Here is a 23119-nt window from a genome sequence, read left to right as displayed (position 1 = left end):
TCTCAGGCCCAGTCGCCCAGCAGCCGCACCTCGGCTTCGAGCTGCACGCCGAATTTTTCCGCCACCGCGGCCTTGGCCTGTTCCATCAACTGGTTCACTTCCGCCGCCTTGGCGCCGCCCAGGTTGACGATGAAGTTGGCATGGCGCTCGGAGATCTGCGCTTGGCCGACGCGCGAGCCTTTCAGGCCCGCCGCTTCGATCAGCCGGCCGGCAAAGTCCCCCGGCGGATTGCGGAACATCGAACCCGAGTTGGGAAAACCTGCCGGCTGGCTGGTCTTGCGCTTGGTCACCAACTCTTTGAGCTTGGCGCTGACGCGACTCGCCTCGTCCTTGGCGAGGCGCAAGTGCACCGCGGTGACGACCATGCCGGCGGGCAAATTCGAGGTGCGGTAGCTGAAATTCAGCTCGGCGCGCGCAAATCGCGCATCGCTGCCGTCCGGTAGCACGCCGTCGACTTGGGCAACGATTTTTTCGAACTCCGAGCCGTAGGCGCCAGCGTTCATCACCAGCGCGCCGCCCATGGTGCCGGGAATCCCTTCGGCAAACTCCAAGCCGGCGTAGCCTTTGCGCGCTGCTTCGCGCACCAATTGGGTAATCGCGCAGGCCGCACCCACGTGCACGCGCACATGGTTTTCCTCGTCGCGCCACTCGACTTTCTTGAATTCCCCGGTCAAGCGTACCACCACACCGCGCACGCCGCGGTCGCTGACCAAAACATTGCTGCCGTTGCCAAGAAACGTGATGCGCGCCTGGTGTAGTCGCAGCAGCGGCAAGAGCGCCCGCATGGCGGCAATGGTTTCGACTTCGACGAAACAATCCGCCGGCCCGCCGATCTTCATCGAGGTATAGCGCGCCAGCGGCTCGTCGAACTTGACACGCAGTCCGGCCACCAACGCCAATTCGGCGCCCAGTGCCGTCGCCGCAGAATTCTCAGTCGGTTCCGCCATGAAATGCTCAGCGTAAAATGTCTCGCTTGCGCCGCGCGCCACCCGACAATCCATCACGCCACTCCGAACCTCCGTGTCTCCCAGTCTCCCCGGCTCCAAGTCTTCCGGTCTCCCCGCCTACTCCGCCAGTTGCTGCACCAACGTTTCGCCAACGCGGTAGATATCCCCCGCGCCCAGCGTCAAGACCACGTCGCCGGGAGTCACCTTGCTCGTCAGCTGCGCCGCGATCTGGTTTTTGTCGGCGACGAACTCGATATCCAAATGACCCTGGCGTTTGATCGCTTGATAGAGCGCCTCGCCGGTGGCGCCGGCGATCGGATCTTCGCCGGCGGCGTAAATCTGCGTTAGCACCAGACGATCGGCGCCTTCGAACGCGGTCAAAAACTCTTCGAACAAGTCGTGGGTGCGCGAGTAGCGGTGCGGCTGAAAAATCACCGTCAGCGGCCGCTTCCAACTATCGCGAATGGCGCCGATGGTGGCGCGGATCTCCGCCGGATGATGGCCGTAATCATCGATCACCAACACGCCCTTCGGTTCGCCTTTGACTTCGAAGCGGCGATGAATGCCGCTGAACGCCGCCAACGCTTCGGCCGTCTGCGCAAAAGGAATCTCCAGCTCCTGCGCCACCGCCACCGCGGCCAATGCGTTGGTCGCGCTGTGGCGCCCCGGCGAGCGCAGTTTCAAATCGCCCAGGGGCTTGCCGTGGTAAAGCACGGTGTATTCGACGCCGCCCGGATGCATGCGCAGATCGCGCGCCGAGAAATCGGCATCCGCCGACAGCCCGTAGGTGGTAAAACGTTTGCGCACCTTCGGCAGCAGGGCTTGCACGTGGGCGTTGTCGACGCACAGCACCGCCAGGCCGTAGAACGGGATCTTGTTGACGAAGGTGAGAAAGCTGTCGGTTAATTTTTCCATTGTCTGATGAAAGTCCATGTGTTCACGGTCGATGTTGGTCACCACCGTGATCGTCGGTGAAAGAAACAGAAAACTGCCGTCGCTTTCGTCGGCTTCGGCGACGAGAATATCGCCGGCGCCCATCTTGGCGTTGCTGCCGAGCATGTGCAGACGGCCGCCGATCACCATGGTCGGGTCGAGGCCGGCGGCGCTCAGCACGGCGGCGACCATCGACGTGGTCGTCGTCTTGCCGTGGCTCCCCGCCACTGCGACGCCATATTTCATGCGCATGAGCTCAGCCAGCATTTCCGCCCGCGGAATCACCGGCACATGGCGGCGCCGCGCTTCGAGCACTTCGGGATTGGAATATTTCACCGCCGTTGAGATCACCACCACCGAGGGTTCCGCCGCCAGGTTTTCTTCCTTGTGGCCGACAAACACCTGCGCGCCCAACTTGCGCAAACGCGCCGTCGCTTCGCCCTCGTGCAGATCGGAGCCCGACACTGCGTAGCCCTGGTTCAACAACACCTCCGCGATGCCGCTCATGCCAATGCCGCCGATGCCGACGAAATGAATCCTGTGCTTCTTGTGCAGCATGAAGCGCTTTTCAAAAACCATAATTTCATGCGCCCACGAGCGCGTAGCACTCATCGACGATGCGCGCCGCAGCATCGGGCCGCCCGAGCGCTTTGGCCGCCGTTGCCATTTTTTCTAAGCCCGCGCGGTCTGAAAAGTAATGGCGAATCCGCTGCGCCAACCGTTCGCCGCTGAGCTCTTGATCCAAGATCATCTCCGCAGCCCCTTCTTTCTCTAAAGCCTCGGCGTTGCCGCGCTGATGATCGTAAATCGCGTAGGGAAACGGCACGAGAATCGCCGCCTTGCCGGACACCGTCAGCTCGGCCACCGTCGAGGCGCCGGAGCGGCAAATCGTCAAATCGGCTTGGGCAAAAGCTTCGTCCATCTTATCGATGAACGGCGTCACAGCGGCTTCGAAGGGCAGTTTTTCGTAAGCCGCTTTGATCGCGGCATGGTCCGCCTGACCGGTCTGATGACGAATAAACAATTGATTTTGTAAGTCGGTCAATTTTTGTAGCGCCTCCACCACCGCGAAATTAATCCGCCGCGCACCGCCGCTGCCGCCGAAAACAAACAGTGAAAATTTATTGCGCCGCGCTACTTGCGGCAGCTTTTGCCAGCGCACCGGGTTGCCGGCTTCGACCACATGGGCACCCGGCAGATACTCGGCGCTGTCGCGATAGGTGGTAAAAACCCGGTCGACCCAGCGCGCCAAATGCTTGTTGGTAAAACCCGGGCGCAGATTTTGTTCCATGATCGCAGAGCGCACTCGCTTGAGCTTGGCCGCCAACAAGAGCGGCCCCGAAGCATAGCCGCCCAAGCCGATGATGCAGTCGGGACGAAACTCAGAGATGAGCGACAGCGAGCGCAGCACGCTCGCCGGCACGCCGACCAGCGCGTCGAGCAAGCCGCGCAGCCCACGTCCCTTCATCCCTTTGACCGTCAAGGTTTCCAGCCTGAACCCCTCTTTCGGTATCACACGAAACTCAATACCCTGCTGAGTGCCGACAAATATGATTTCCGTCTTGCCATCGCGCTTCTGAAACTCGCGCGCCACCGCCAACCCCGGAAACAAATGGCCGCCGGTGCCGCCGCCCGCCAACATGACGCGCATGCTAAACTCTCCGGCGCGATAAACTGAGCAAAATCCCCGCCTCCATTAAATTGATCACCATCGCCGAGCCGCCGTAACTGATGAACGGCAGCACCAACCCCTTGGTCGGCAAAAGCCCCATCGCCACGCTCATGTGAATCAGCGCCTGCAAGCCAAGCAACGCAGTCAAGCCGAACGCCAGATACTGATCGAACGGCTCCTCGATGCGGTTGGTCAGGCGCAAGCCGCGAAAGACGATCACGCCAAAGAGCGCGACGACGACGAGCACGCCGAGCAGACCCAGCTCTTCGCCGATGACGGAAAAAACAAAATCGGTGTGCGCTTCAGGTAGATAAAAAAGTTTTTGCCGGCTCTCGCCCAGACCGCGCCCCCAGGCTTGGCCCGAACCGATGGCGATCAACGACTGGTTCAATTGAAATCCTTTGTTCTCCGGATCGCTGCCCGGATTGAGAAAGGTCAGCAGCCGCTGCAAACGGTAGGGTGCTTTAATCAAAATGTAAGCCAATGCGGGCAACGCGACCAACCCCGTTGCCAGGAGGTGGAGCGGTTTGGCGCCGCCAACAAAAAGCAACAGATAAAGCAGCATCACCAAGATCAGCGCGGTGCCAAAATCCGGCTCCAAAAGCAGCAACCCCAAAACCAAGCCGGTGACAATGAGATGGGGCAACACGCCGATCGAAAAGGTTTGAATCGTGCTCTCTTTCTTCGCCATGGAGTGCGCCAGGTAAACGACGACGGCGAGCTTGGCCAATTCCGCCGGTTGAAAAGCAAAGCCCGGCATGGTCAACCAACGGCGCGCGCCGCCACGCACCGCACCGATGCCGGGAATCAGCACCGCCAGCAGAACAATCACGGTCAACCCCAACAGCGGATAGGCGAAATTGCGATACTTCGCCGACGGTATGGCGGCACACACGATCAAGGCTAAAAATCCCAGTCCCATGGCGATCAATTGTTTGCGAAAAAAATAGGTGCCGTCGCCCATCCGCTCCTGCGAATAGAGATAGCTCGTGCTCAACACCATGGTGACGCCGAGCGCCAACAGGGCGAGCACGGGAAAAAGAATCCACTTATCGATGGCCAAACCGTCTCTCATACGGCCCGCACCAACTCTTTGAAGCGCCGGCCGCGCTCGGCGTAGTTGTTGAATTGATCGAAGCTCGAGCAGGCCGGCGAAAGCAGCACGACTTCGCCCGGCCGCGCATGGGCCGCGGCGTCGGCGAGCGCAGCCGCGAGATCGTCGACCACCACCGTTTCAGTCAAGCTCCCTAAAGCACTGGCGATGATTTTTTTCGCCGCGCCAAAGAGCACCAGGCGGCGCACTTTGCGCTTCACTTCATCGTTGAGCGGGCTGTAATCGCCGCCCTTGTCGACGCCGCCGGCGAGCAAAACCACCGGTCCATTGAAGCTCGCCAGCGATTTCACCACCGCACCGACGTTGGTGCCTTTGGAATCGTTGAAATAGCGCACGCCATCTTTCTCGCGAACAAATTCCAAACGATGCTCCAGGCCAGGAAACGTTTCGAGCACTTGTTGAATTGCGCTTCGCTCGATGCCCGCAGCCTTGGCCGCGGCGACGGCCGCCATCATGTTCTCGACGTTGTGCACGCCTTGAATTTTCGCATTGGCGAGCGGAAATGTTTCTTCTTTGCCGGCGCGGCGCCAGACGACCGCGCCGTCTTTGGCAAACACGCCGTCACTGACTTCGCCAAAGCCAAACGAAACCACTTGCGCGGCGATGCGCCCGCGCACCGCCCACACCAGCGGATCGTCGCGGTTGAGCACTGCGACGTCGTCTTTCGTCTGCGCCGCAAAAATTCTTTCTTTGGCGGCGCAATAAGCCGCGAAGTCGGCGTAGCGATCCAAATGATCCTCGGTGATGTTCAGCAGCACGGCGATGCGCGGACGAAACTCCTCGACCCATTCCAATTGGAAGCTGCTGATTTCCGCCACGCCCCATTGCCAATCGCCGCCGGCAAAGCTGACCAATGCCGTGCCGATGTTGCCGCCGACAAAAGTCTTCAGGCCGGCGGCTTGCAGCATTAAGCCAATCAGCGTCGTCGTCGTGCTCTTGCCATTGGTGCCGGTGATCGCGACCAGCGGCATCGGCAAAAAACGCTGGGCGAGCTCGATTTCGCTCAAGACCGGAATTCGCCGCCGCACCGCCTCTTGCAGCAGCCGATTGTCCATCGGCACACCGGGGCTCGGGACCACATAGTCCATGCCGTTCACCCAGGCGAGCTCTTCGCCGCCCAGGCGGTATTGAATCGGTAGTCCGCTCAGCGTTTCCATTTCCGGTTTAAGTTCCGCTTCGGTGCGCAGGTCGCTCAAGAAGACCTGCACGCCACGCTGCGCCAAAAAACGCGCGCACTCGCGCCCCGTGCGCGCCAACCCCAGCACCAAGATTTTTTTGCCAGCGACCTCCATGGGTTTGTCATCCGTGTCATCGCAGCTTCAACGTGCTCAGACCAATGACGGCGCAGATGATCGAAATAATCCAAAAGCGCACGATGATCTGCGGCTCGGCCCAGCCTTTGAGCTCGTAGTGGTGATGAATCGGCGCCATTAAAAAGACCCGCTTGCGGCGCAGCTTGTAGGACGCCACTTGAAAAATCACCGACAGCGCTTCCATGACAAACACGCCGCCGATGATGACGAGGATCACTTCGTTCTTGGTCATCACCGCGACGATGCCCAGCGCCGCGCCGAGGGAAAGCGAGCCGACGTCGCCCATGAACATTTGCGCCGGATAGGCGTTGTACCAGAGAAAGCCCAAGCCGGCGGCGACGATGCCGGCGCAAAATACCGTCAACTCGCCGACGCCGGCGACGTAGGGAATTTGCAGGTAAGCGGAAAAATCGAGCCGGCCGGTGACGTAGGCGATGATCGCGTAGGTGGCGGTGGAGATCATCACCGGGCCGATCGCCAAACCGTCGAGGCCATCGGTGAGATTGACGGCGTTGGAAGCGCCGACGATCACGCACATGGCAAAGGGAATATAAAAAATCCCCAGATCGAAGCTGACATTTTTGACAAACGGCAGCGCCACATGCTCGCTAAAACGCGGATTGTAATAGAGCACCAGCGCCACGATGAATGCCACTAGGAATTGCCCGAGCAGCTTCATGCGCGGCGGCAACCCTTTGCTGTTTTTCTTGGTCAATTTCAAATAGTCGTCGAGAAACCCAACCACGCCGAACCCCACCGTGCCGAACAACGCCACCAACACATAGAAATTACCGACGTCGGCCAACATCAAGGTCGACAGCGTTAGCGCTAATATGATCAAGACGCCGCCCATGGTCGGCGTGCCGGCTTTGACCGCATGGGTAGCCGGCCCGTCGTCGCGGATTTGCTGCCCCACCTGCTTTTCGATCAAGGCGCGGATCAGCCACGGGCCCAACAAAAACGACACAAGCAGCGCGAGCAGCGCCGCCATCGCCGCGCGAAAGGTGATGTAGCGAAAGACGTTGAAGCCGGAGTAGGTCGAGCTGAGCGGGTAGAGCAAGTAGTACAGCATGCTACCCTCTCAATCCCTGGCTCTGCAGTGATTGCAAAACCTTTTCCATCGCCATGCCGCGTGAACCTTTGACCAAAAGTGCATCGCCCGCCTTGAGCCGAGCGCGTAGTTGCTCGGCGATGTCGCCGTGATCGCTGCCGATCGTAATACGCTCGGCGCTCATGCCGGCGCTCTCGCCGCCGCGCCGCACCGCCGCGGCTTCTTTACCGAGCAGATAAACCCGTTCGATTCCCGAGCGAGCAATTTCTTTGCCGAGCAGCAGGTGCTCCTGCCGGCTCTTCTTACCCAGCTCGAACATGTCGCCCAAAACCGCGATCCGCTGTCCCTTCATACCGATCTCCGCCAAGGTCTGCAGCGCCGCTTTCATCGACGCCGGATTGGCGTTGTAGGCGTCGTTGATAATCGTCACGCCGCGCCAAGAGCTGGTTTGCATGCGCATGGCGAAGGGCCGCGCCTTGGCCAAGCCGCGTTGAATCGCCGGCAAAGAAACCCCGGCGGCCAGCGTCAGCGCTGCCGCCCCCAACGCATTGGTCACGTTGTGCCGGCCTAAATAGTTCAACTGCACGCGGCAGCGCCGCTGCTGAGCTTGCAAGGCAAACTGCATGCCGCGCCCGCGGCGCAGCCGGACGTCGAGCGCGCGCACCTGACCGCGCGCGCCGTAGGTGATTTTGCGCTGCGTCGCGCGCGCGCCGAGCTGGCGCACCCGCGCATCGTCAAGATTGACGGCGAGCGTGCCGCCGCTGCGGACTTTCTTGTAGAGCGCGCCTTTCTCGCGCGCGACCCCGGCCAAGCTACTCAAACCTTCGAGATGCGCCGCCGCCACTGAAGTGATGATCGCGCAATCGGGATCGGCGATTTCACCCAAGCGCGCAATCTCACCGGGCTGGTTCGTGCCGGCCTCGACCACCGCTACTTTGTGCTCGGGCCGCAGCCGCAGCAGAGTCAGCGGCAGGCCGACCAGGTTGTTGAAATTGCCTTCGGTCTTGAGCACCTTGCCGCGCAGCCGCTGGCCGCCGATATTCGCCTCTTCGAGGATTGCCGCTACCATTTCTTTCGTCGTCGTCTTGCCGTTGGAACCGGTGATGGCGAGCACCTGCGGCGCCAGCTTCTCGCGTCGATGGTGCGCCAGATCACCGAGCGCGCGCAGCGTGTCCGGCACGCGCACGACGGTGGCGCCGCGCACCGCGGTTTTTTTCAGCGCGCGATGGGCGATCACGCAGGCAGCGCCGCCGCGCACGGCGGCAGCTGCGAAATCGTGGCCGTCTAAGCGCTCGCCCTTGAGCGCCACGAACACCGCGCCTTTGCTTACTTTGCTCGAATCGGTGATCACCTCACCCAACACGGTCAGTGTTCCTTCTCGCTCAATGCGGCCGCCGGTGGCGGCTAAAATCTCCTCTAGCTTCCAGCCCATGAACTACGCACCGGCGCGCCGTCCGGCTTCTTCACGCGCGACTTCGCGATCGTCAAAATGTATTTTCGTCGTTCCCAGGATTTGGTAATCCTCGTGCCCCTTGCCGGCGATCAACACCACGTCGCCGGGCAGCGCCAGCTCAAGGGCGATGCCAATCGCGGCGCGCCGGTCGGCTTCAACGCAATAGCCTGAAATGGTTTCAGGTTTTGGGTTTCGAGTTTCGGGTTTTGCAGGGTCGTTCGTTTGATGCTCAACACGAAACTCGGAACCCGAAATCCGAAACTTCTTCATAGCCGTCTTTCTGATCCCGGCCTCCACTTCGTCGAGGATCGCCAGCGGCTCTTCAGTGCGCGGGTTGTCCGATGTCAGCACCGCCACATCGCTCAAGCGGCCGGCGATCTCGCCCATCAACGGCCGCTTGCCGCGGTCGCGGTCGCCGCCGCAACCGAACACGGTAATCACTTTGCCGCGCGTCAACGGCCGCACCGCGCCCAATACTTTTTCCAAGGCATCCGGCGTATGCGCGTAGTCGACGAGGATCGATATCCCCAGCGACTGCTCGACCTTTTCCAATCGTCCCGGCACTCTTTTCAGATCGCCCACCCCGGCGAAGATTTTTTCTTCCGGCAGCCGGAGCGCGAAACCGACGGCCACCGCACCGAGGATATTTTGCAAATTGGCGGCGCCGACCAGCGGCGAAGCAAAATCGAACCGTCGATCCTTGACTGCGATTTTGCCGCGCAACCCACTGACATCGCTTTGGACGTCGACAGCGTGCACATCCCAAGGTTTTTCCACGCCATAACTCCACGACTCCAAACCCAAGCCACGCACGGTGGCCAAGAGATCTTGCCCCCGCGGGTCGGCGCCATAAATCACCGCCGCTTTTTTCGCTTTGCGGCTGTGCTGTAAATGATCGGTGAACAGTTTGCTCTTAGCCAAAAAGTAGTCGTCCATGTCGCGATGATAGTCGAGATGATCGCGCGACAAGTTGGTAAACACCGCAACGTCGAATTCCAAACCGCGCACGCGATCCTGCGCCAGCGCATGCGAAGAAACCTCCATCGCCACCGCGGTGGCGCCGCCGCGGCGCATTTCAACCAGGAGCGCCTGCAGGTCGAGCGCTTCGGGCGTGGTGTGATGCGACGGCAGCTCGCGGCCGCAATAGCGATAGTTGACCGTGCCGATCACCCCTGGCTCCAGCCCGGCGGCGCGCAGAATCGCTTCGACCAAGTAGGTGACGGTCGTCTTGCCGTTGGTGCCGGTGACGCCGACCAACGGCAACTCGGCGGTCGGGTGACTGTAGAAACGCGCGCTCCACAGGGCCAGCGCGCGGCGCGTGCTAGCAACCCGCACCCAGGTCGCGCCCGCGGGACAAACGTCCGAGCGCTCGACGACCACCGCCGCGGCGCCGCGCGCAAAAACCTCTTTGACGAAGTCGTGGCCATCCGCTTTGACCCCCGCCATGGCGAAAAAAACTCGCCCAGGACCCGCTTGCCGCGAATCGTACGTTAGACCGCTTACCTCCTGCTCTAAGTCGCCGTGGCTCTCCTCGATAGTATCGACTGCGAGAAAATCCCTGATGCGCATCGCTCAACCTTCGAGTTTCAACACCAAAACATTATCGCTGCCCCAACGTCCCCCAGGTGCCGGCGATTGCCTAACGACGTAGCCCGCACCCTGCATTTTGACGCGCACGTTCAGAGAGCGCGCCTTGTCGACGGCCTCGCGCAAACTCAAGCCGACGAAATCGGGGGTTGCTGCCCCGTCGCTGCGCTCTGGCGCCGCTTCTTTGAGCGCCGCGCGTTTGAGCACCGGCTGCCCCTGCGCCTGTTCCTGAACCACCTTCGATGGAATCGCCTCGTGATGCTTCGGCGCCACCCCCCGGTGCCGCAGCGCGCCGCGGGCGATGTTTTGAAACGCCGGCGCCGCCACGACGCCGCCGTAGACCGCCCCTTCGGGCTCATCGACTAAAACTAAAATGACGAAGCGTGGCGAATCGGCCGGCACGAAGCCGACGAATGAAGCGATGCGCTTCTTGCTGTAGCCGCCGTGGATCAGATCGGCTTTCTGCGAGGTGCCGGTCTTGCCGGCGACGTCAAAGCCTTCGACGCTCGCGCTGGTTCCGGTGCCGCCTTCGGTGGTAACGCCTTTGAGCATGGAAGCGACGAGCTTCGCGGTTTTTTCGGAAATCACTCGGCGCACAACCTGCGGTTGGTTTTCCTGCAGCACCTCGCCCTTGGGACCGAGGACCCGGCGCACGACGTAGGGTCGCATGAGAAACCCGCCATTGGCGATGGCCGCGTAGGCCATGGCCATTTGCATGGGCGTTGTCGCAATGCCCTGACCGTAAGCATGGGTCGCTAGATCGACCTGCGACCACGACTCCACGCGGCGTAGCAGGCCGGGAACTTCGCCGGGCAAGTCGATGCCTGTGGTTTTGCCGAAGCCAAATTTTTCGATGTAACGAAAATAGCGCTCGCGATTCATTTTTTGCGCAACTTTGGTGAAGCCAATATTGCTCGACACCTGCAGCACCTTGTGGAATGGCAGCCAACCGTGCGGATGGCTGTCGTGAATCAGCCGTCCGCCGTAAGCGTATTTGCCCATCTCGCAGTAAAAAAGATCCTCTTTGCCGACGACATCTTCCTCCAGCGCCGCCGCCGCCAGCATGGTTTTGAACGTCGAGCCGGGCTCGAAGCTGTCGGTGACGGCGCGGTTGCGCCGCTCGCTCGCCGACTGTTTAGAAAAATCATTCGGGTTGAAGAACGGGTAGTTGGCGAGCGCCAACACTTCGCCGGTGTGCGGTTCGACCACGATCGCCACGCCGGCTTTAGCGCGATGCTTGACGATCGTCGCTTCAAGCTCTTTTTCCGCCAGGTGTTGGATCGACATGTCGAGCGTCAAATGCAGATCGCCGCCGGGCGGAATCTGCAACCCTTCGACGCCTTGGACCAAGACGCGCCGGCCTAGTGCATCGCGTTCTGCCATCGACGAACCGCTTTCACCGCGGACAAAATTATTATAGCGCAATTCCAGGCCTTCCATGCCATCGGAGTCGCGGTTGACGAATCCCAGCACGTGACCGGCCAATTGCCCCTGCGGATAATAGCGATTGGGCTCAAACGACATGCCAAGCCCGTCAACTTTGAGCGCTTGCATTTTTTCGGCTTCCGCCGCGGCGATTTGCCGCTTGATCCAGATAAACGGTTTGTCCGATTCGAGCTTGGCGCGCACCTCGTTAACGTTGAGATGCAGAATCTTGGCGAGGCTGCGGCTCACCTCGGTGGGATTGTCGATCCGGCGCGGCCGGGCGTAGACCGACTGCGCCTCTGAGCTCAGAGCCAGCGCCTCGCCGGCGCGGTCGTAGACCGAGCCGCGTTTGGGCAGCACGATCCATTCTTTCAAGTGCTGGCGCGCGCCCAGGCGCTTAAGGTCTTCGCCCTGCAAGATCTGCAGCTGAAAGGCGCGGCCGGCCACCGCAACAAAAAATAGTCCGAACAATACCCAGGAACAGATCAAGCGGCGACGGTTGGCGCGCAGCGCTCTTCTCATGGCAATACGATAACCTGCCCTTTCTCAGGCGGTGTTAGGCCTAATCGCTGGCGCGCCATCGCTTCCAAACGATCCGGCGAAGTCAAGCTCGTCAGTTCGACCTTCAACTCGCGCTGCTCCTGTTCGAGCTGCTGCTGCAATTTGGCCGTGCTCGACAGCGCATAGCCCATGTGCACGACTTGCAGGCGCAGCCAGACATGCATCAGGACCACCACGACCAGCGCCAGTGCCAGACCGAAGATTGACAGATGGTAGCGCCGCTTGCGTTGGCGCGACGCGCCGTCGGCGCGCCCGCGGCGCCGCGCCGGAGCGAGCTGGAGTTGCGCTTGGGCAGTGCCGGCCATGGTCATATCCTTTCCACCGCGCGCAGACGCGCCGAGCGCGCCCGCGGGTTGGTTTGCACCTCGTCAGCTTGCGGCTTGACGGCGCGGCGGGTTAGCAACCTGGCCTTGCGCGCCCAGCCACAACCGCAGATCGGTGTGCGCGGCGGACAAAGACAAGTGGCGTTCCATTTACGAAAAGCGGTCTTCACCAAGCGATCTTCCAAAGAGTGAAACGAGATAATGACTATTCGCCCGCGCGGCGCCAGCAGCCGATAGCCGTCGCTGAGAAAATTTTCCAACTGCTCAAGCTCGCGATTGACGGCGATGCGCAGCGCTTGAAAAACTTGCGTCGCCGGATGATGCTCGCGCGCGCCGCGCCCTTTGACGCGCACAATCAATTCGACTAACTCGGCAGTGCTTTCGATCGCCCGGATCGCCCGCGCGTCAACCATCGCTTGGGCGAGACGGCGCGCCTGCGGCTCCTCGCCGTATTCGCGCAGAATGCGCTCGAGCGCTTCGCGCGAATAACGATTGACGATCTCGTCGGCGTCGAGTGCTTGGCGCTTGTCCATGCGCATGTCGAGCCGCGCCTCGGCACGAAAGCTGAAACCGCGTTCCGCGCTGTCGAGTTGCATTGACGATAAGCCCAGATCGAGCAGCGCGCCGTCCACCGCGCCCCAGCCGATGTCGCCTAGCACTTGCTCAGCTGCCGCATAACTCGCCCGCCGCGCCATGAAGCGCGAGCCAAAGCGCGCCAAGCGTCGTTGCGCCATGTCGAGCGCCATATCGTCCCAATCCAGTCCTGCAACCTGCCCGTCCGGGCTGCTCTCCTCCAATATCCGCTCTGCGTGACCTCCCCCGCCCAGCGTGCCATCCAAGTAGCGTCGACCCGGTTGCGGCTGCAAGAAAGCGATCGCTTCCCGCGCCATCACCGTGACATGGGCCGGTTCCATCAATGGCTGGTGCCGTCACCCTCCCAATCGTCATCGAAACTTTCGATGGCATCTTCCAACGAAGTGTAGTCTTCAAAAAATCGATCCATGCCGACGACGCGAAAGATATCGCGCAGAAACGGACTCATGCCGGCGAGCTTAAGATCGCCGTTCAAATTGCGCAGCACTTTCAAACGCTCGAGCAACACGCCGATGCTAAGATAGTTGATGTGATCCACCGAGCGCAGGTTGAGCACGACTTTGGTGCGGTCCTTTTCGATCAATCCACCGATGGTGTCTTTGATGCGGATCATTTCGCGAAAATCGATATCGCCGGCAACGTCGATCACCGAGATATCTTGAAGCGGTTTTCGCTGCAGCATGAATGGCTCCCCTTTCATGGACGGCCCATGGTTTCACTCAAACGTCGAAGCTCACTGGCATCATTCATCAGTTTTTCCTTGGCGTTGTTCTTGGCTTCCTGCCACGCCTCCCGACTGAAGATACGAAACTTAGCGATGGCGCCGGCCAGCATGATCTCGCGTTTCAAGCCCGCTTCATCGCGCAGCGCCGGCGGAACCAGTATGCGCCCCTGCGGGTCGAGCTCACACTCACAAGCCGCGCCAATGTAAAAAGTCTCGAACCAAATCACATTCGGATCGAAGGGATTCTGTTTGCCAAGTTGCTCGGCAAACTTCGCCCACTCGGCCATGGGATGAACATCGAGACAATTCAATCCATTCATGGTAAAGTGGGTAATCATGATGCGCGGATCGTTTAGTACTTCACGGAACTTCACCGGAACGCTAATCCGTCCCTTGCTATCGATGGTCTGCTGGAAAGTTCCGGTAAACATAGCGCTTTAGGCCCAAAATGGCCATTACTTCCACTTTTTGGGCGAACGCCACACTTATAACCTTATAGCGAAAGTGAAGTCAATAAAAATCTTCCACTGTTTCACTAATTTGCGCTTTTTTTCCTAACCTTGAAAAGAGATTCGACTCAGAACCGCAATATCTGGGGTAGGTCAGTCGATCATGGGCCGTACTAATGGGTGGGAGATTTTCCCATCGAAAGCCCAAATTTCATCCAGAATGGTGGTGATTGGGCCCCTGTGGAGTGGGGCCTGAAACGAGGATAAAACTGCGGGCTAGAGTGAATCGATAAGCCGGATTCTGTGATGGCTCGCAACCGAGCCACAGCGATCATTCATCTTGCGCCGCGATTGCTCGCGGCGTCCAGCGACCTTACCCGAGAGTTTTGGGCGGACCACCCAACTCTCCTATTGGGTCTTGCTCCGGGTGGGGTTTGCCATGCGTCCACCATCACTGATGGACCGGTGAGCTCTTACCTCGCCTTTTCAACCTTACTCGCCGCCGAAGCGGCGGGCGGTATGTTTTCTGTGGTACTTTCCCCCGATTGCTCGGGGCCGCCGTTAGCGGCCACCCTGTCCTGTGGAGTCCGGACTTTCCTCCCTCCGCCAGAGGACGGAGAGCGATCGCTCAATTCACTCTAGCCCGCGGGAATACACTTCGATTGTAGATCGGTCGGGCGATTTGTAAATCGCCCCTACTCAGTCGCGGGGCGGCAGTAAAGAATGCGTTGGCAGCTTGGGCAGAGATGAACTTTTTCGCTGCGAATAATTTCATTCCCCAGCTGCGGTGGAATATTCATGTAGCAGCCTTGGCAGATGCCGCCCGAAACTTCCACCACCGCCGTGCCGCCGCGGCGTGAAAAAATCAGCTCGTAGCGCGAGATCAAATCGCGGCCCACTTGCGCGGCAATGGACTGACGCCGGTTGGCGGCTTCGGAAACGGCCTGGTCGATGCCGGAGATTTGCGCTTGCAACTCCTGCTGTTTTTTTTGCCACTCCGCTTGCATCGCCGTCATCTCGTCCTGCTTGGTCTTCATATTGGCCTTGACGCCGTCGAGCTCTTCCATGAGCTGGATCAATACCTCTTCCAATTCGCCGTTACTTTGCTTGATCTGTTCGATTTCCCGCTGCAACGCCTGCAGCTCTTTGATGTTTTTAATCTTGTTCATGCGCATGCGCTTGTCGACGGCTTTGCGTCCTTCTTCCTGCCACACTCGGTCCTTTTCAGCGCGCGCTTTTTCTTTTTCCGCCACCACCACCGTCAGTTGATCGATCTCCCGCTTCTTCGCCGCGATCTCTTTTTCCTTGGTCGCAAGCTCGCCGAGCAGCCCTTGTTTGAGGCCGGTCTGCTCCTTGATCTCACGATCCACCGTCTGCAACGACGCCAGGATTTCAATTTGTGCTTGCACTTCGACTCCCCACCTAATTAAAAAAAATGCACCCTTGGGGGGTGCATTCGTTCGCTCTGTAGTGCGACAAGTGACTAGATTGTATCTCTGTAACGCTCACTCCGTAGGTTCGCTCCAACCCAATTTCTATCGCTAATCCTCGTCGTTGTCAAAATGGACGGGCGCGCCAACCAACGTTGGCGTGCCAGGCTGGGCATCGCTTGCGCCCTCCCGGTACTGCCCAGACGCCAAACCGCGACACCGCTTCAAGCGCCGGCGCGGAAATTGGAAAAACGCGAATAATAGGTGCCGTAGTTATAGCGAAAATAATCGGTGTATTCGGCGCTGCGCATGTCAACGCGATTGAGCACCACGCCCAAAATCCGCGCTTGGCTGTCGCACAATTGCGCCACCGCCGCCTGCACCAGATCGCGCGGTGTTTGTTGACCGCCAATAACCAAGAGCACGCCGTCGACCATTGTCGAGACCACGACCGGATCGGTCACCGGAATGACCGGCGGCGTGTCGATCACCACGAAATCGAAGCGGTGCTTAAGGATTTCGAGCATCTCGCGCATGCGTTTGGAACCCAAAAGCTCCGGCGGATTCGGCGGGATCGTCCCGGAGCTCAGCAGCGCCAAGTTAGCAATCTTGGTCGGGCTGATAATCTTGTCGAGCTCATCTTGGCCGACCAGATAGTCCGACAGCCCTTCGGTGGCCCACACATCGAGGATTTGATCGCAGCAGGGCCGGCGCAGATCGGCATCGATCAACAACACCTTGAGGCCCATCTGCGCCAGCATGATCGCCGTGTTCACCGCCGTAATCGTCTTACCTTCTTTGGTCGTCGCGCTCGTGACCAACAGCGTCTTCGGCGGCTCGTCGGGCTGCGAGAAGAAGATCGCCGTGCGCAGTTTGCGATAGGACTCGGTGACCATCGACAGGCGGCGATCGCTGGCGATGCTTTCGGTGTCGAGCGGCGAGATGCTCAATTCTTTGGTCGTGTCGACACGCCCGTTGAGAAAACTCCACGCGGTTTGCGCCGGGGTCAAGCTGCGATAGTCCGGCACCACCGCCAGGTTCGCCAGCCGCAGATAGCGCTCGACGTCGGCAGGCGTCTTGAGCGTATTGTCGAAAATTTCTTTCGCAAATGCGTAGCCGAGCCCGGCCAGCAGCCCGATCGCGAGCGCAAACAAAATGGCGATCCTTTTTTGCGGCCCGGAAGGCTGGCGCGGCACTTCGGCGGCATCGAGTATCGATATGTTCGAGCTGGGAATTTCTCCGGCGACGCTGATTTCCTTGAGCCGCTCGAGCACACTGTCGTAAAGCTGGTTGTTGGTGTCAGCTTCGCGCGAGAGAATCGCGTAGTCCACGGTCGCGTCTTTCAATGCCAAGGCCGCCAACTTCTGCTTTTCCACCTGGCCGCGCAGCTCGGCTTCTTTCGCCGCAGCGGCGAGATAAGCCGAGTTGATGCCTTCGACCACACTCTTCATCTGCACGGTCAAACGCTCGCGCGTCTCTTCGATCTGCGACTTCAACTGCGCCAACGGCGGGTAACCGTCTTTGTAGCGGGTCGCCAGGTTGGCGGCCTGGCCTTCGAGCGTGACCAACTGCCCCTTCAGTGTTTGGATCAAAACGTTGCTGATCACCGCCGGCAGCGAATCGTAGTCGCGTCGGCGAATCAAGCGCGCTTGGGCTTCGAGCCCGATGCGCTCCGCCTCGGCGTCGGTCAGCCGCTTGTTCAAATCGGCCAGCCGATCGACCACGGTATTTTCTTTTTCATCGAGGGAGACAAAACCTTTGCTGCGGCGGAACTCATTGAGCGCCCTTTCAGACTGCTGCGCCCGGTTTTTCAGCTCGACGAGTTTTCCCTCGAGAAACTTGCGCGCTTCCTGACTCGCCTGTGAGCGCAGTTTCATGCCCTGCTGAATAAAGGCCTGCGCATGGGCGTTGGTCATTTCGGCCGAAAGCACCGGATCTGGACTCGTGATGGCGATCTTCACCAAACGGCTGCGCTTGATCGGCTCGACCTGCAGCATCCCCTCATAGCGATCGATCAGCCCGGCATCGACGGTCGAAACGATCTGCCCCTGATTATTCGTCACTGACACGCCGCTGTCGCCCTCGAACGCGGCTTGCGCGCTAAAGCCGCTGCCCCCCGCGAAACCTGGATTGCGATCCAAGCGCAGCCCCCGAATAACTTCGGCGGCAAGACTACGGCTCCTTAGGATTTCGTGCTGGCTTTGATAGAAACTCGTGTCGTCCACTTCGGTGGAGTCGGCGAGCACCTGCTTGATTTCGACGACCTGCGGCGCGCGTCGCTCGATGAACAAGGTTGCCCGCGCCGTATATACCGGACGGCGCAACGAAAGATAAATAGAAGCCAAGAACAACGCCGTCAGCAGGCAAGCGGCGATTTTCCAGCGGTGTTTGAGCAAGATGTGCCAGTAGTCGCGCAAGCGCAGGGTTTCTTCGGCACGGGTCAGCCGGCTTTGCGCCATTGGTAAATCATTGGGTTGATAAACCAGGATACGGCCCTGGAGTTCCTGCGGTTCGATTTGTCTGATCGGTCGGTTTTTCATGTCGGTACACCCTTTGTCGTAATGAGCTATTTGAATATTGGAACACTGGCGCCGACATTGAATTTGTTGACGAAGAACTGATAGACGCCGTAGCCGATGAGCCGCGCCGCGGAGGCGCCGACATCGACGATATCGCCTGGCTCCACGCGCAAGTCGGGTTCTTCACCGCGTTGAATCGCCTCGAGGTCGATGACTTTTGACATTTTGCTGCCGACCTTTTCCGTGCGGATCAGACGCACCGCTGCCAGGTCGGCGGGAAACATCACGCCGCCGGCGGCGGCGATGGCGCCCAGCACCGTCATGCCCGCGGTGATTCGATAGCCTCCCGGTTTCTGCACCCATCCTTGGATCAAGACTTCCCCGCCGATGGGCACCATGACGACGTCGCCGGGGCGCGCCGGCAGGCTGAGGTAAAGCTCGTCGCCGCCCCGTGCCAAGCGATCGACGTTGATGACAATCGGCTCCACCGCCTTCAGCGCCGGCGCCAGTGCTTCCTGGCGCACCAGGTGCGACGGCAGCGAAGTGAAAATGTCTTTGCTCTGTTCGCGCTCCAACGATTCTGCCGGAATGAAAAGAATGCGCTCGGCGGCGTCGTTGCGCAGGCCGCCGGCGTAGGAGATCATATTAAAAATCGTTTCGCCGCGGCTGGCGAGATCGAAAAGACCAGGCTTGTTCACCGCGCCAACCACCGCGATCTGCCGGCTGCGCGATTCTTTGACCAGCACCGTCACCTGTGGGTGGTGCATGAAGTCTTTTTGCAGCCGCTGGCGAATTTCTTCTCGCAGGCCTCGTTCTCCGAGGCCGGTGACGTTGAGCGTACCGGCGTAGGGCAGCGCGATCATGCGCTCTTCGGAAACCCGCACAGAAAAGTCTTTCAGATCTTCCAATCCGGGAACCGATACCTGCAGCAGGTCACCGGGGCCGAGCGCGTAGTCGGTGTTAGCCCCTTCGAGGCGCCGCTGCTGCCAGAGGCGCGCCAAACGGTCCAGGTCGCGGCCCGGGATCGATTCGGTGACCCAAATCGCATCGCCACCCTGTGAAAGGCGGTCATGATGCGCCGTGCTGCAGCTAGCGAGCCATAGCAGCAAAAAGAAAACTATCGAGGCTTTTGCGGCCATACACTGTCTTCACCTGGTTGCGCCACCGGCCGCTCCCGTGGCACTGCAAACTGCAGCCAACTGGTCACAGCCGGCAACCGAAGGCGGATAAACTGCCTATCAGGAAAAAGCGGAGGGATAGAAAACGTTGGGTTCTTAGGTAGCAGAGTTCGGACGGATGGTCTTAGTCACCAGTGTGCGTCCGTGCAACATCCGTCCGGTATTCTGTCCGTGGAAGGCCAAGTCCTATCCCGTTGCAGCGTTTTGCCTTCGACTTGCCGATCGAGGGACTCCTCTATCGCTGGCTACCTTTCATCACAATCAAACAGGCAGGTCAAGCTCTCGCAAAGCCGGTTGGGGGAACCAATTCAGTGGGCGCTTCAGCGCTGGTTAGGCCGCTGATTGCGCAGGTCGCGGGCGCGGTTGTTGGTGGTGCGAATGACGTCGCCAACCCACACCGTGAGCTCGCTGATGCGGCTACCGTTGGCCTCGCTGATTTCGGACCAAGAGCGACCGCGCTTATAGTCGTCAACCACGCGGTTAATCGAGCCGCGCCCGAGATAGGAGACACCGCGCAGCGCCGCATATTGACCGTAACCGATGCCTAACTGATGGCGCTCCTGCACGATGGTTTGCGGATTCAAGCGCAGCTCGTAGCCTAAAGCCTCGACCACTGGCCGTTCACCGTTTTGTTGCTGGACGTACGCATTGATGGCCTGCACCCGTTTGAGCAGCTCGCGCTCCGACTTGGCCGCCGCCGTATCCAGCGACGCCGGCGCAGGCAAGTTTTCGATTTTTGCGCTGCTCTGCTGAGAGTACGACAGCGCTTCAGGTAGATACGCGCGGATTTGTTTCACACGAGTTTCATATCCCGGATGGGTCGAAAGGAACTCCGGCGGCCTGCTGCCCTTCTCCCCTTCCTTTCTCTTGTCGCCCATCTCCATGCGCTCCCAAAGTTCCAGCGCGACGCGCGGGTCGTAGCCCGCTTTGGCCATCAGAATCAGCCCAACTCGGTCGGCTTCCGATTCCTGCGAGCGGCCAAACGGCAGGGCAATGCCGACTCCCGCGCCAAGGCCATAGGCCTGCAACACTTGATTGGCCAGCGCCGGGTTACGTCCCAAGGCAACACCAAGACCGACGCCGCCCAGCTGCAAGAGCAACCCCTGGCTCATGCGTTCGGCGGGATGGCGCAACAGCGCGTGCGCAACTTCGTGCCCCAACACCACGGCCAAACCGGCCTCGTCGCGCGCCGGTCCGAAAATGCCCGTGTACACGGCAACTTTGCCGCCCGGTACGGCGAAAGCATTGACGGTTTCCGGCTCGTTGATGACGCTAAACTCCCATTTGTATTCCGGCTTTTCGGCGGCGCGCGCGATGCGTTCGCCCACTTTGCGCACGATCCGCTCAGCCTCGGCCTGACGGGTAACGACGCTGTCGCGTAGAATATGGCGATAGGCCTCTTCACCCAACGCCACTTCCTGGCCCTCGGATACCAAGATCACTTGGCTGCGACCGGTATAAGGCGCGGAAGCACAGGCCGAAAAAAACAAGACCGCAACGATGAGCGCGCAAATATGTTTCATAGCAGTGTGCCTAGAGCTAAAGATTAGACGTCATCCGTGCCGCTTTCTAAATTGGCCGACCCAGAATCTTTGATTTCGAGTTTCCCTACAGTCCCATTTTTCCAGGATTGAGAATATTGTTAGGGTCGAGCGTCCGCTTAATTTGCCGCATGACTTCCATACCATAGCCATGCTCGTCAGCCATGAGCGGCGCCAACTTTACCCCGACCCCATGGGTATACTCCATCGAACCTCCCATCGAATGCACTAAACGGAGCAGCGCTTCAATGGCTTCTTCGAGCTTGAGCTGAGCATTGGGCGCGCCGTCGGCGAGCGCCAACGGCATCGAGAAAAGCCCCGGCTCTATCCACAGGCCGCTCTCTTGCAGCTCGACGCCGCGTTCGCGAATAAGCGTAATAGCTGCGGCGCGAAACGGCAGCACTTGTGCAGGCGGCAGCGCCACGTGAATCCAGTCGCGATAAACCCCGTCGCGGCCGCGCTGGCGCCGCTCGCGCCGGTTCTGCATAAAGCGCCGTGCGATCGAGTGGCGCTCGCGCCAAAAGCGCTCCGCCTCTTGCTCCGGCAACTCACCGGCGCCATGGCGCCTACATATATCCAGCGCCAGCCGCGCTTCCCCCTCGACCACCGCACGGTTCCCTTCAAAGCCAAGATAGAGCACGGCACCGCCGTCGTACTTAGCGCCGGAATCGCCGAAGTCGAGCAGCGCCGGCTGCAAACGGTGGCGAAACATTGCTTGAATGGCGCCATAGCCAATCTCGAACGAATCGAAGCGCAAAGCGTGGAGCCGGCGCTCCTCCGGCACTGGGAAAATCCGCAGCGTCGCTTCGGTGATAATCCCAAAGCAGCCCTCGCCGCCGATCAATAGCGCTGTCAAATCGATGCCCACCGAAGACTTCGCCACGGCGCGGGTGCGGAGGATTTCGCCATTCGGCAAAACCGCTTCGAGTCCCAGTACTTGATCGCCCATCGAACCATACAACCCGGCGCGGTAGCCGACACTATTGGTGGAAATCGCTCCGCCCACCGTTGCCACCGGCACCGTCCACGGGTCATGGCCCAGAATGAAGCCTTTTTCGCTTAGCCCATGATCCAAACTCTCCAACACCACCCCGGCTTGCATCCGCGCCGAGCGCGATGCTGTGTCAATGTCCAGAATCCGGTTCATGCTGCGTAGGTCGAGCAAAAGGCATGCACCGATCGACAGCGCGCCGCCCATCAATCCCGAACCGCCGCCGTAGGGTAAGATCGCAATCTTCTGACTATTCGCAAAACGGACCAGCTGCTGCACCTCTTCGGTCGACTGCGGCAGCACCGCACAGATCGGCAAACCTGTCGACGGCCGATGGCGCGGGTCGATGCGCGCCTCAGAGAGCGCATCCCACGATAGCTCATCGAGGCGCTCCAGATCGGTGACGATCCGCGCCGGATCGATGATCCCCGCAAGTTTCTCCGCCAACGTCGTCATGACACGCGGCGCCGGGCTTGGCTAAGTGACATGAAGTGAATATAGCGAAATGACCGGACGTGAGAAAGACAGACAGCGACGCGGGCAAACAGTCAATAGGCCGGGAACAAGCAGCTATCGACGCCGTCCGGACAAAAGGAAGCGGCCGATTCCAGCGGCAGTTTGTGCGTGCCGGCGACATGATCGAGAAATCCAGCACGGCTCACCCAACCGGCTTGGTGCAGCACACAAAAGTAGGGCTGGGTGACGACAACTGTCGGTGGGTAATAGTAGGAGCCGTAGGGCGACACCACGAAAGCCGGTGGATGGTAAGGGTAATAACCGTAAGGCGCGTAATAGTAGTGGGGCGGGTAAACATAAGTTCGAACCACCGGCCTGCGCCCATGAGCCGCGCGCGGCGCCGGCGAAGCCCCAACCGCCGGCGTCTCACGCCGACCGCGCACGCCGCTGGCATCGGCAATATTTTGTGCGGCCATGCCAAGCGCCAGGATAACCACGGCGATTGTTAGTAGGATACGTTTCATAATCTGCGGTGCGCGCCCCATTTCTTAGACGTTCTATACTCTCATTTATTAACGCGCCAATTTTCGCGGAAGATCGGCGAAATCGACGATAGTTTAGTCACCCTAGCCCGAATTATTCATGCGACCGGGAAAACCCATGACACTGTGTCGATCGAAGTGGAACTCTGGAGGAGCGCAGGCATCAGCGCAAATCGTTCGGTTTGATTCGCCGATGCTGGGCATTTCTTCGACCTTTCCACTGCGATTCGCAGAGCAGGGCGACCGCCGGTCGCCCCTACGAGGCGGCGTCGAAGCGGATATCTGTTGCCTTCGCTCCGGAAGAGTTTCACTTCGA

19 protein-coding genes and 1 other RNA gene are annotated in these 23119 nt (G+C 59.9%); all 20 read right to left on the bottom strand.

Going from position 1 to position 23119, the window contains the following annotated elements; all coding sequences use genetic code 11:
* Nucleotides 1–2: 2 nt before the first annotated feature.
* Nucleotides 3–1001, bottom strand: coding sequence for a UDP-N-acetylmuramate dehydrogenase (murB, locus tag FJ145_20500; GenBank protein MBM4263790.1), 999 nt, complete (start codon nucleotides 999–1001; stop codon nucleotides 3–5).
* A 63-nt stretch (nucleotides 1002–1064) separates the two neighbouring features.
* Nucleotides 1065–2438: a UDP-N-acetylmuramate--L-alanine ligase gene (locus tag FJ145_20495; protein ID MBM4263789.1), complete on the bottom strand. Its 1374-nt coding sequence runs from the start codon at nucleotides 2436–2438 to the stop codon at nucleotides 1065–1067.
* 25 nt (nucleotides 2439–2463) lie between these two features.
* Entirely contained in the window at nucleotides 2464–3531 is a 1068-nt protein-coding gene (gene murG / locus FJ145_20490) for an undecaprenyldiphospho-muramoylpentapeptide beta-N-acetylglucosaminyltransferase (protein MBM4263788.1), read from the bottom strand.
* A 1-nt stretch (nucleotide 3532) separates the two neighbouring features.
* Nucleotides 3533–4627, bottom strand: coding sequence for a putative lipid II flippase FtsW (ftsW, locus tag FJ145_20485; GenBank protein ID MBM4263787.1), 1095 nt, complete (start codon nucleotides 4625–4627; stop codon nucleotides 3533–3535).
* A complete protein-coding gene (gene murD, locus FJ145_20480) occupies nucleotides 4624–5958 on the bottom strand; it encodes a UDP-N-acetylmuramoyl-L-alanine--D-glutamate ligase (GenBank protein MBM4263786.1) in 1335 nt (444 codons plus the stop codon). Before murD ends, ftsW begins: the two co-directional genes overlap by 4 nt.
* A 16-nt stretch (nucleotides 5959–5974) precedes the next feature.
* Nucleotides 5975–7051 (bottom strand): phospho-N-acetylmuramoyl-pentapeptide-transferase, encoded by a 1077-nt coding sequence (locus FJ145_20475; GenBank protein MBM4263785.1) that lies wholly within the window; start codon nucleotides 7049–7051, stop codon nucleotides 5975–5977.
* Nucleotide 7052: 1 nt separating this feature from the next.
* Nucleotides 7053–8462, bottom strand: a complete 1410-nt coding sequence (locus FJ145_20470) for a UDP-N-acetylmuramoyl-tripeptide--D-alanyl-D-alanine ligase (GenBank protein MBM4263784.1) — start codon at nucleotides 8460–8462, stop codon at nucleotides 7053–7055.
* Nucleotides 8463–8465: 3 nt separating this feature from the next.
* Entirely contained in the window at nucleotides 8466–10052 is a 1587-nt protein-coding gene (locus tag FJ145_20465) for a UDP-N-acetylmuramoyl-L-alanyl-D-glutamate--2,6-diaminopimelate ligase (GenBank protein ID MBM4263783.1), read from the bottom strand.
* 3 nt (nucleotides 10053–10055) lie between these two features.
* On the bottom strand, nucleotides 10056–12017 hold the full coding sequence (locus tag FJ145_20460; protein ID MBM4263782.1) for a PASTA domain-containing protein: 1962 nt from the start codon (nucleotides 12015–12017) through the stop codon (nucleotides 10056–10058).
* Nucleotides 12014–12367: a cell division protein FtsL gene (gene ftsL, locus FJ145_20455; protein MBM4263781.1), complete on the bottom strand. Its 354-nt coding sequence runs from the start codon at nucleotides 12365–12367 to the stop codon at nucleotides 12014–12016. Before ftsL ends, FJ145_20460 begins: the two co-directional genes overlap by 4 nt.
* The gene (gene rsmH / locus FJ145_20450) at nucleotides 12364–13296 is read right to left on the bottom strand and encodes a 16S rRNA (cytosine(1402)-N(4))-methyltransferase RsmH (protein ID MBM4263780.1); all 933 of its coding nucleotides are present in this window, start codon (nucleotides 13294–13296) and stop codon (nucleotides 12364–12366) included. Before rsmH ends, ftsL begins: the two co-directional genes overlap by 4 nt.
* The gene (locus tag FJ145_20445; protein ID MBM4263779.1) at nucleotides 13293–13673 is read right to left on the bottom strand and encodes an STAS domain-containing protein; all 381 of its coding nucleotides are present in this window, start codon (nucleotides 13671–13673) and stop codon (nucleotides 13293–13295) included. The genes rsmH and FJ145_20445 overlap by 4 nt, the downstream gene beginning before the upstream one ends.
* Nucleotides 13670–14128 carry a division/cell wall cluster transcriptional repressor MraZ gene (gene mraZ, locus FJ145_20440; protein MBM4263778.1) on the bottom strand — a complete coding sequence of 153 codons (459 nt, stop codon included), beginning with the start codon at nucleotides 14126–14128 and terminating at the stop codon, nucleotides 13670–13672. The genes FJ145_20445 and mraZ overlap by 4 nt, the downstream gene beginning before the upstream one ends.
* A gap of 292 nt (nucleotides 14129–14420) precedes the next feature.
* An RNA gene (gene rnpB, locus FJ145_20435) (RNase P RNA component class A) lies at nucleotides 14421–14786 on the bottom strand.
* A gap of 55 nt (nucleotides 14787–14841) precedes the next feature.
* Nucleotides 14842–15555: a hypothetical protein gene (locus tag FJ145_20430; protein ID MBM4263777.1), complete on the bottom strand. Its 714-nt coding sequence runs from the start codon at nucleotides 15553–15555 to the stop codon at nucleotides 14842–14844.
* Between the two features lie 245 nt (nucleotides 15556–15800).
* Complete coding sequence (locus FJ145_20425; protein ID MBM4263776.1) at nucleotides 15801–18116, bottom strand: polysaccharide biosynthesis tyrosine autokinase; 2316 nt, start codon at nucleotides 18114–18116, stop codon at nucleotides 15801–15803.
* 26 nt (nucleotides 18117–18142) lie between these two features.
* On the bottom strand, nucleotides 18143–19234 hold the full coding sequence (locus FJ145_20420) for a hypothetical protein (GenBank protein ID MBM4263775.1): 1092 nt from the start codon (nucleotides 19232–19234) through the stop codon (nucleotides 18143–18145).
* A gap of 359 nt (nucleotides 19235–19593) precedes the next feature.
* On the bottom strand, nucleotides 19594–20796 hold the full coding sequence (locus FJ145_20415; GenBank protein ID MBM4263774.1) for a M48 family metallopeptidase: 1203 nt from the start codon (nucleotides 20794–20796) through the stop codon (nucleotides 19594–19596).
* An 85-nt stretch (nucleotides 20797–20881) separates the two neighbouring features.
* On the bottom strand, nucleotides 20882–22261 hold the full coding sequence (locus FJ145_20410) for an FAD-binding oxidoreductase (GenBank protein ID MBM4263773.1): 1380 nt from the start codon (nucleotides 22259–22261) through the stop codon (nucleotides 20882–20884).
* 92 nt (nucleotides 22262–22353) lie between these two features.
* Entirely contained in the window at nucleotides 22354–22785 is a 432-nt protein-coding gene (locus tag FJ145_20405; GenBank protein ID MBM4263772.1) for a hypothetical protein, read from the bottom strand.
* Between the last annotated feature and the right edge of the window lie 334 nt (nucleotides 22786–23119).

This window comes from Deltaproteobacteria bacterium (assembly GCA_016874755.1).
Classification (GTDB): domain Bacteria; phylum Desulfobacterota; class Binatia; order UBA9968; family UBA9968; genus DP-20.
Note: the sequence above shows the minus strand (reverse complement) of the source record. Positions and strands in the feature narration are given on the sequence as shown.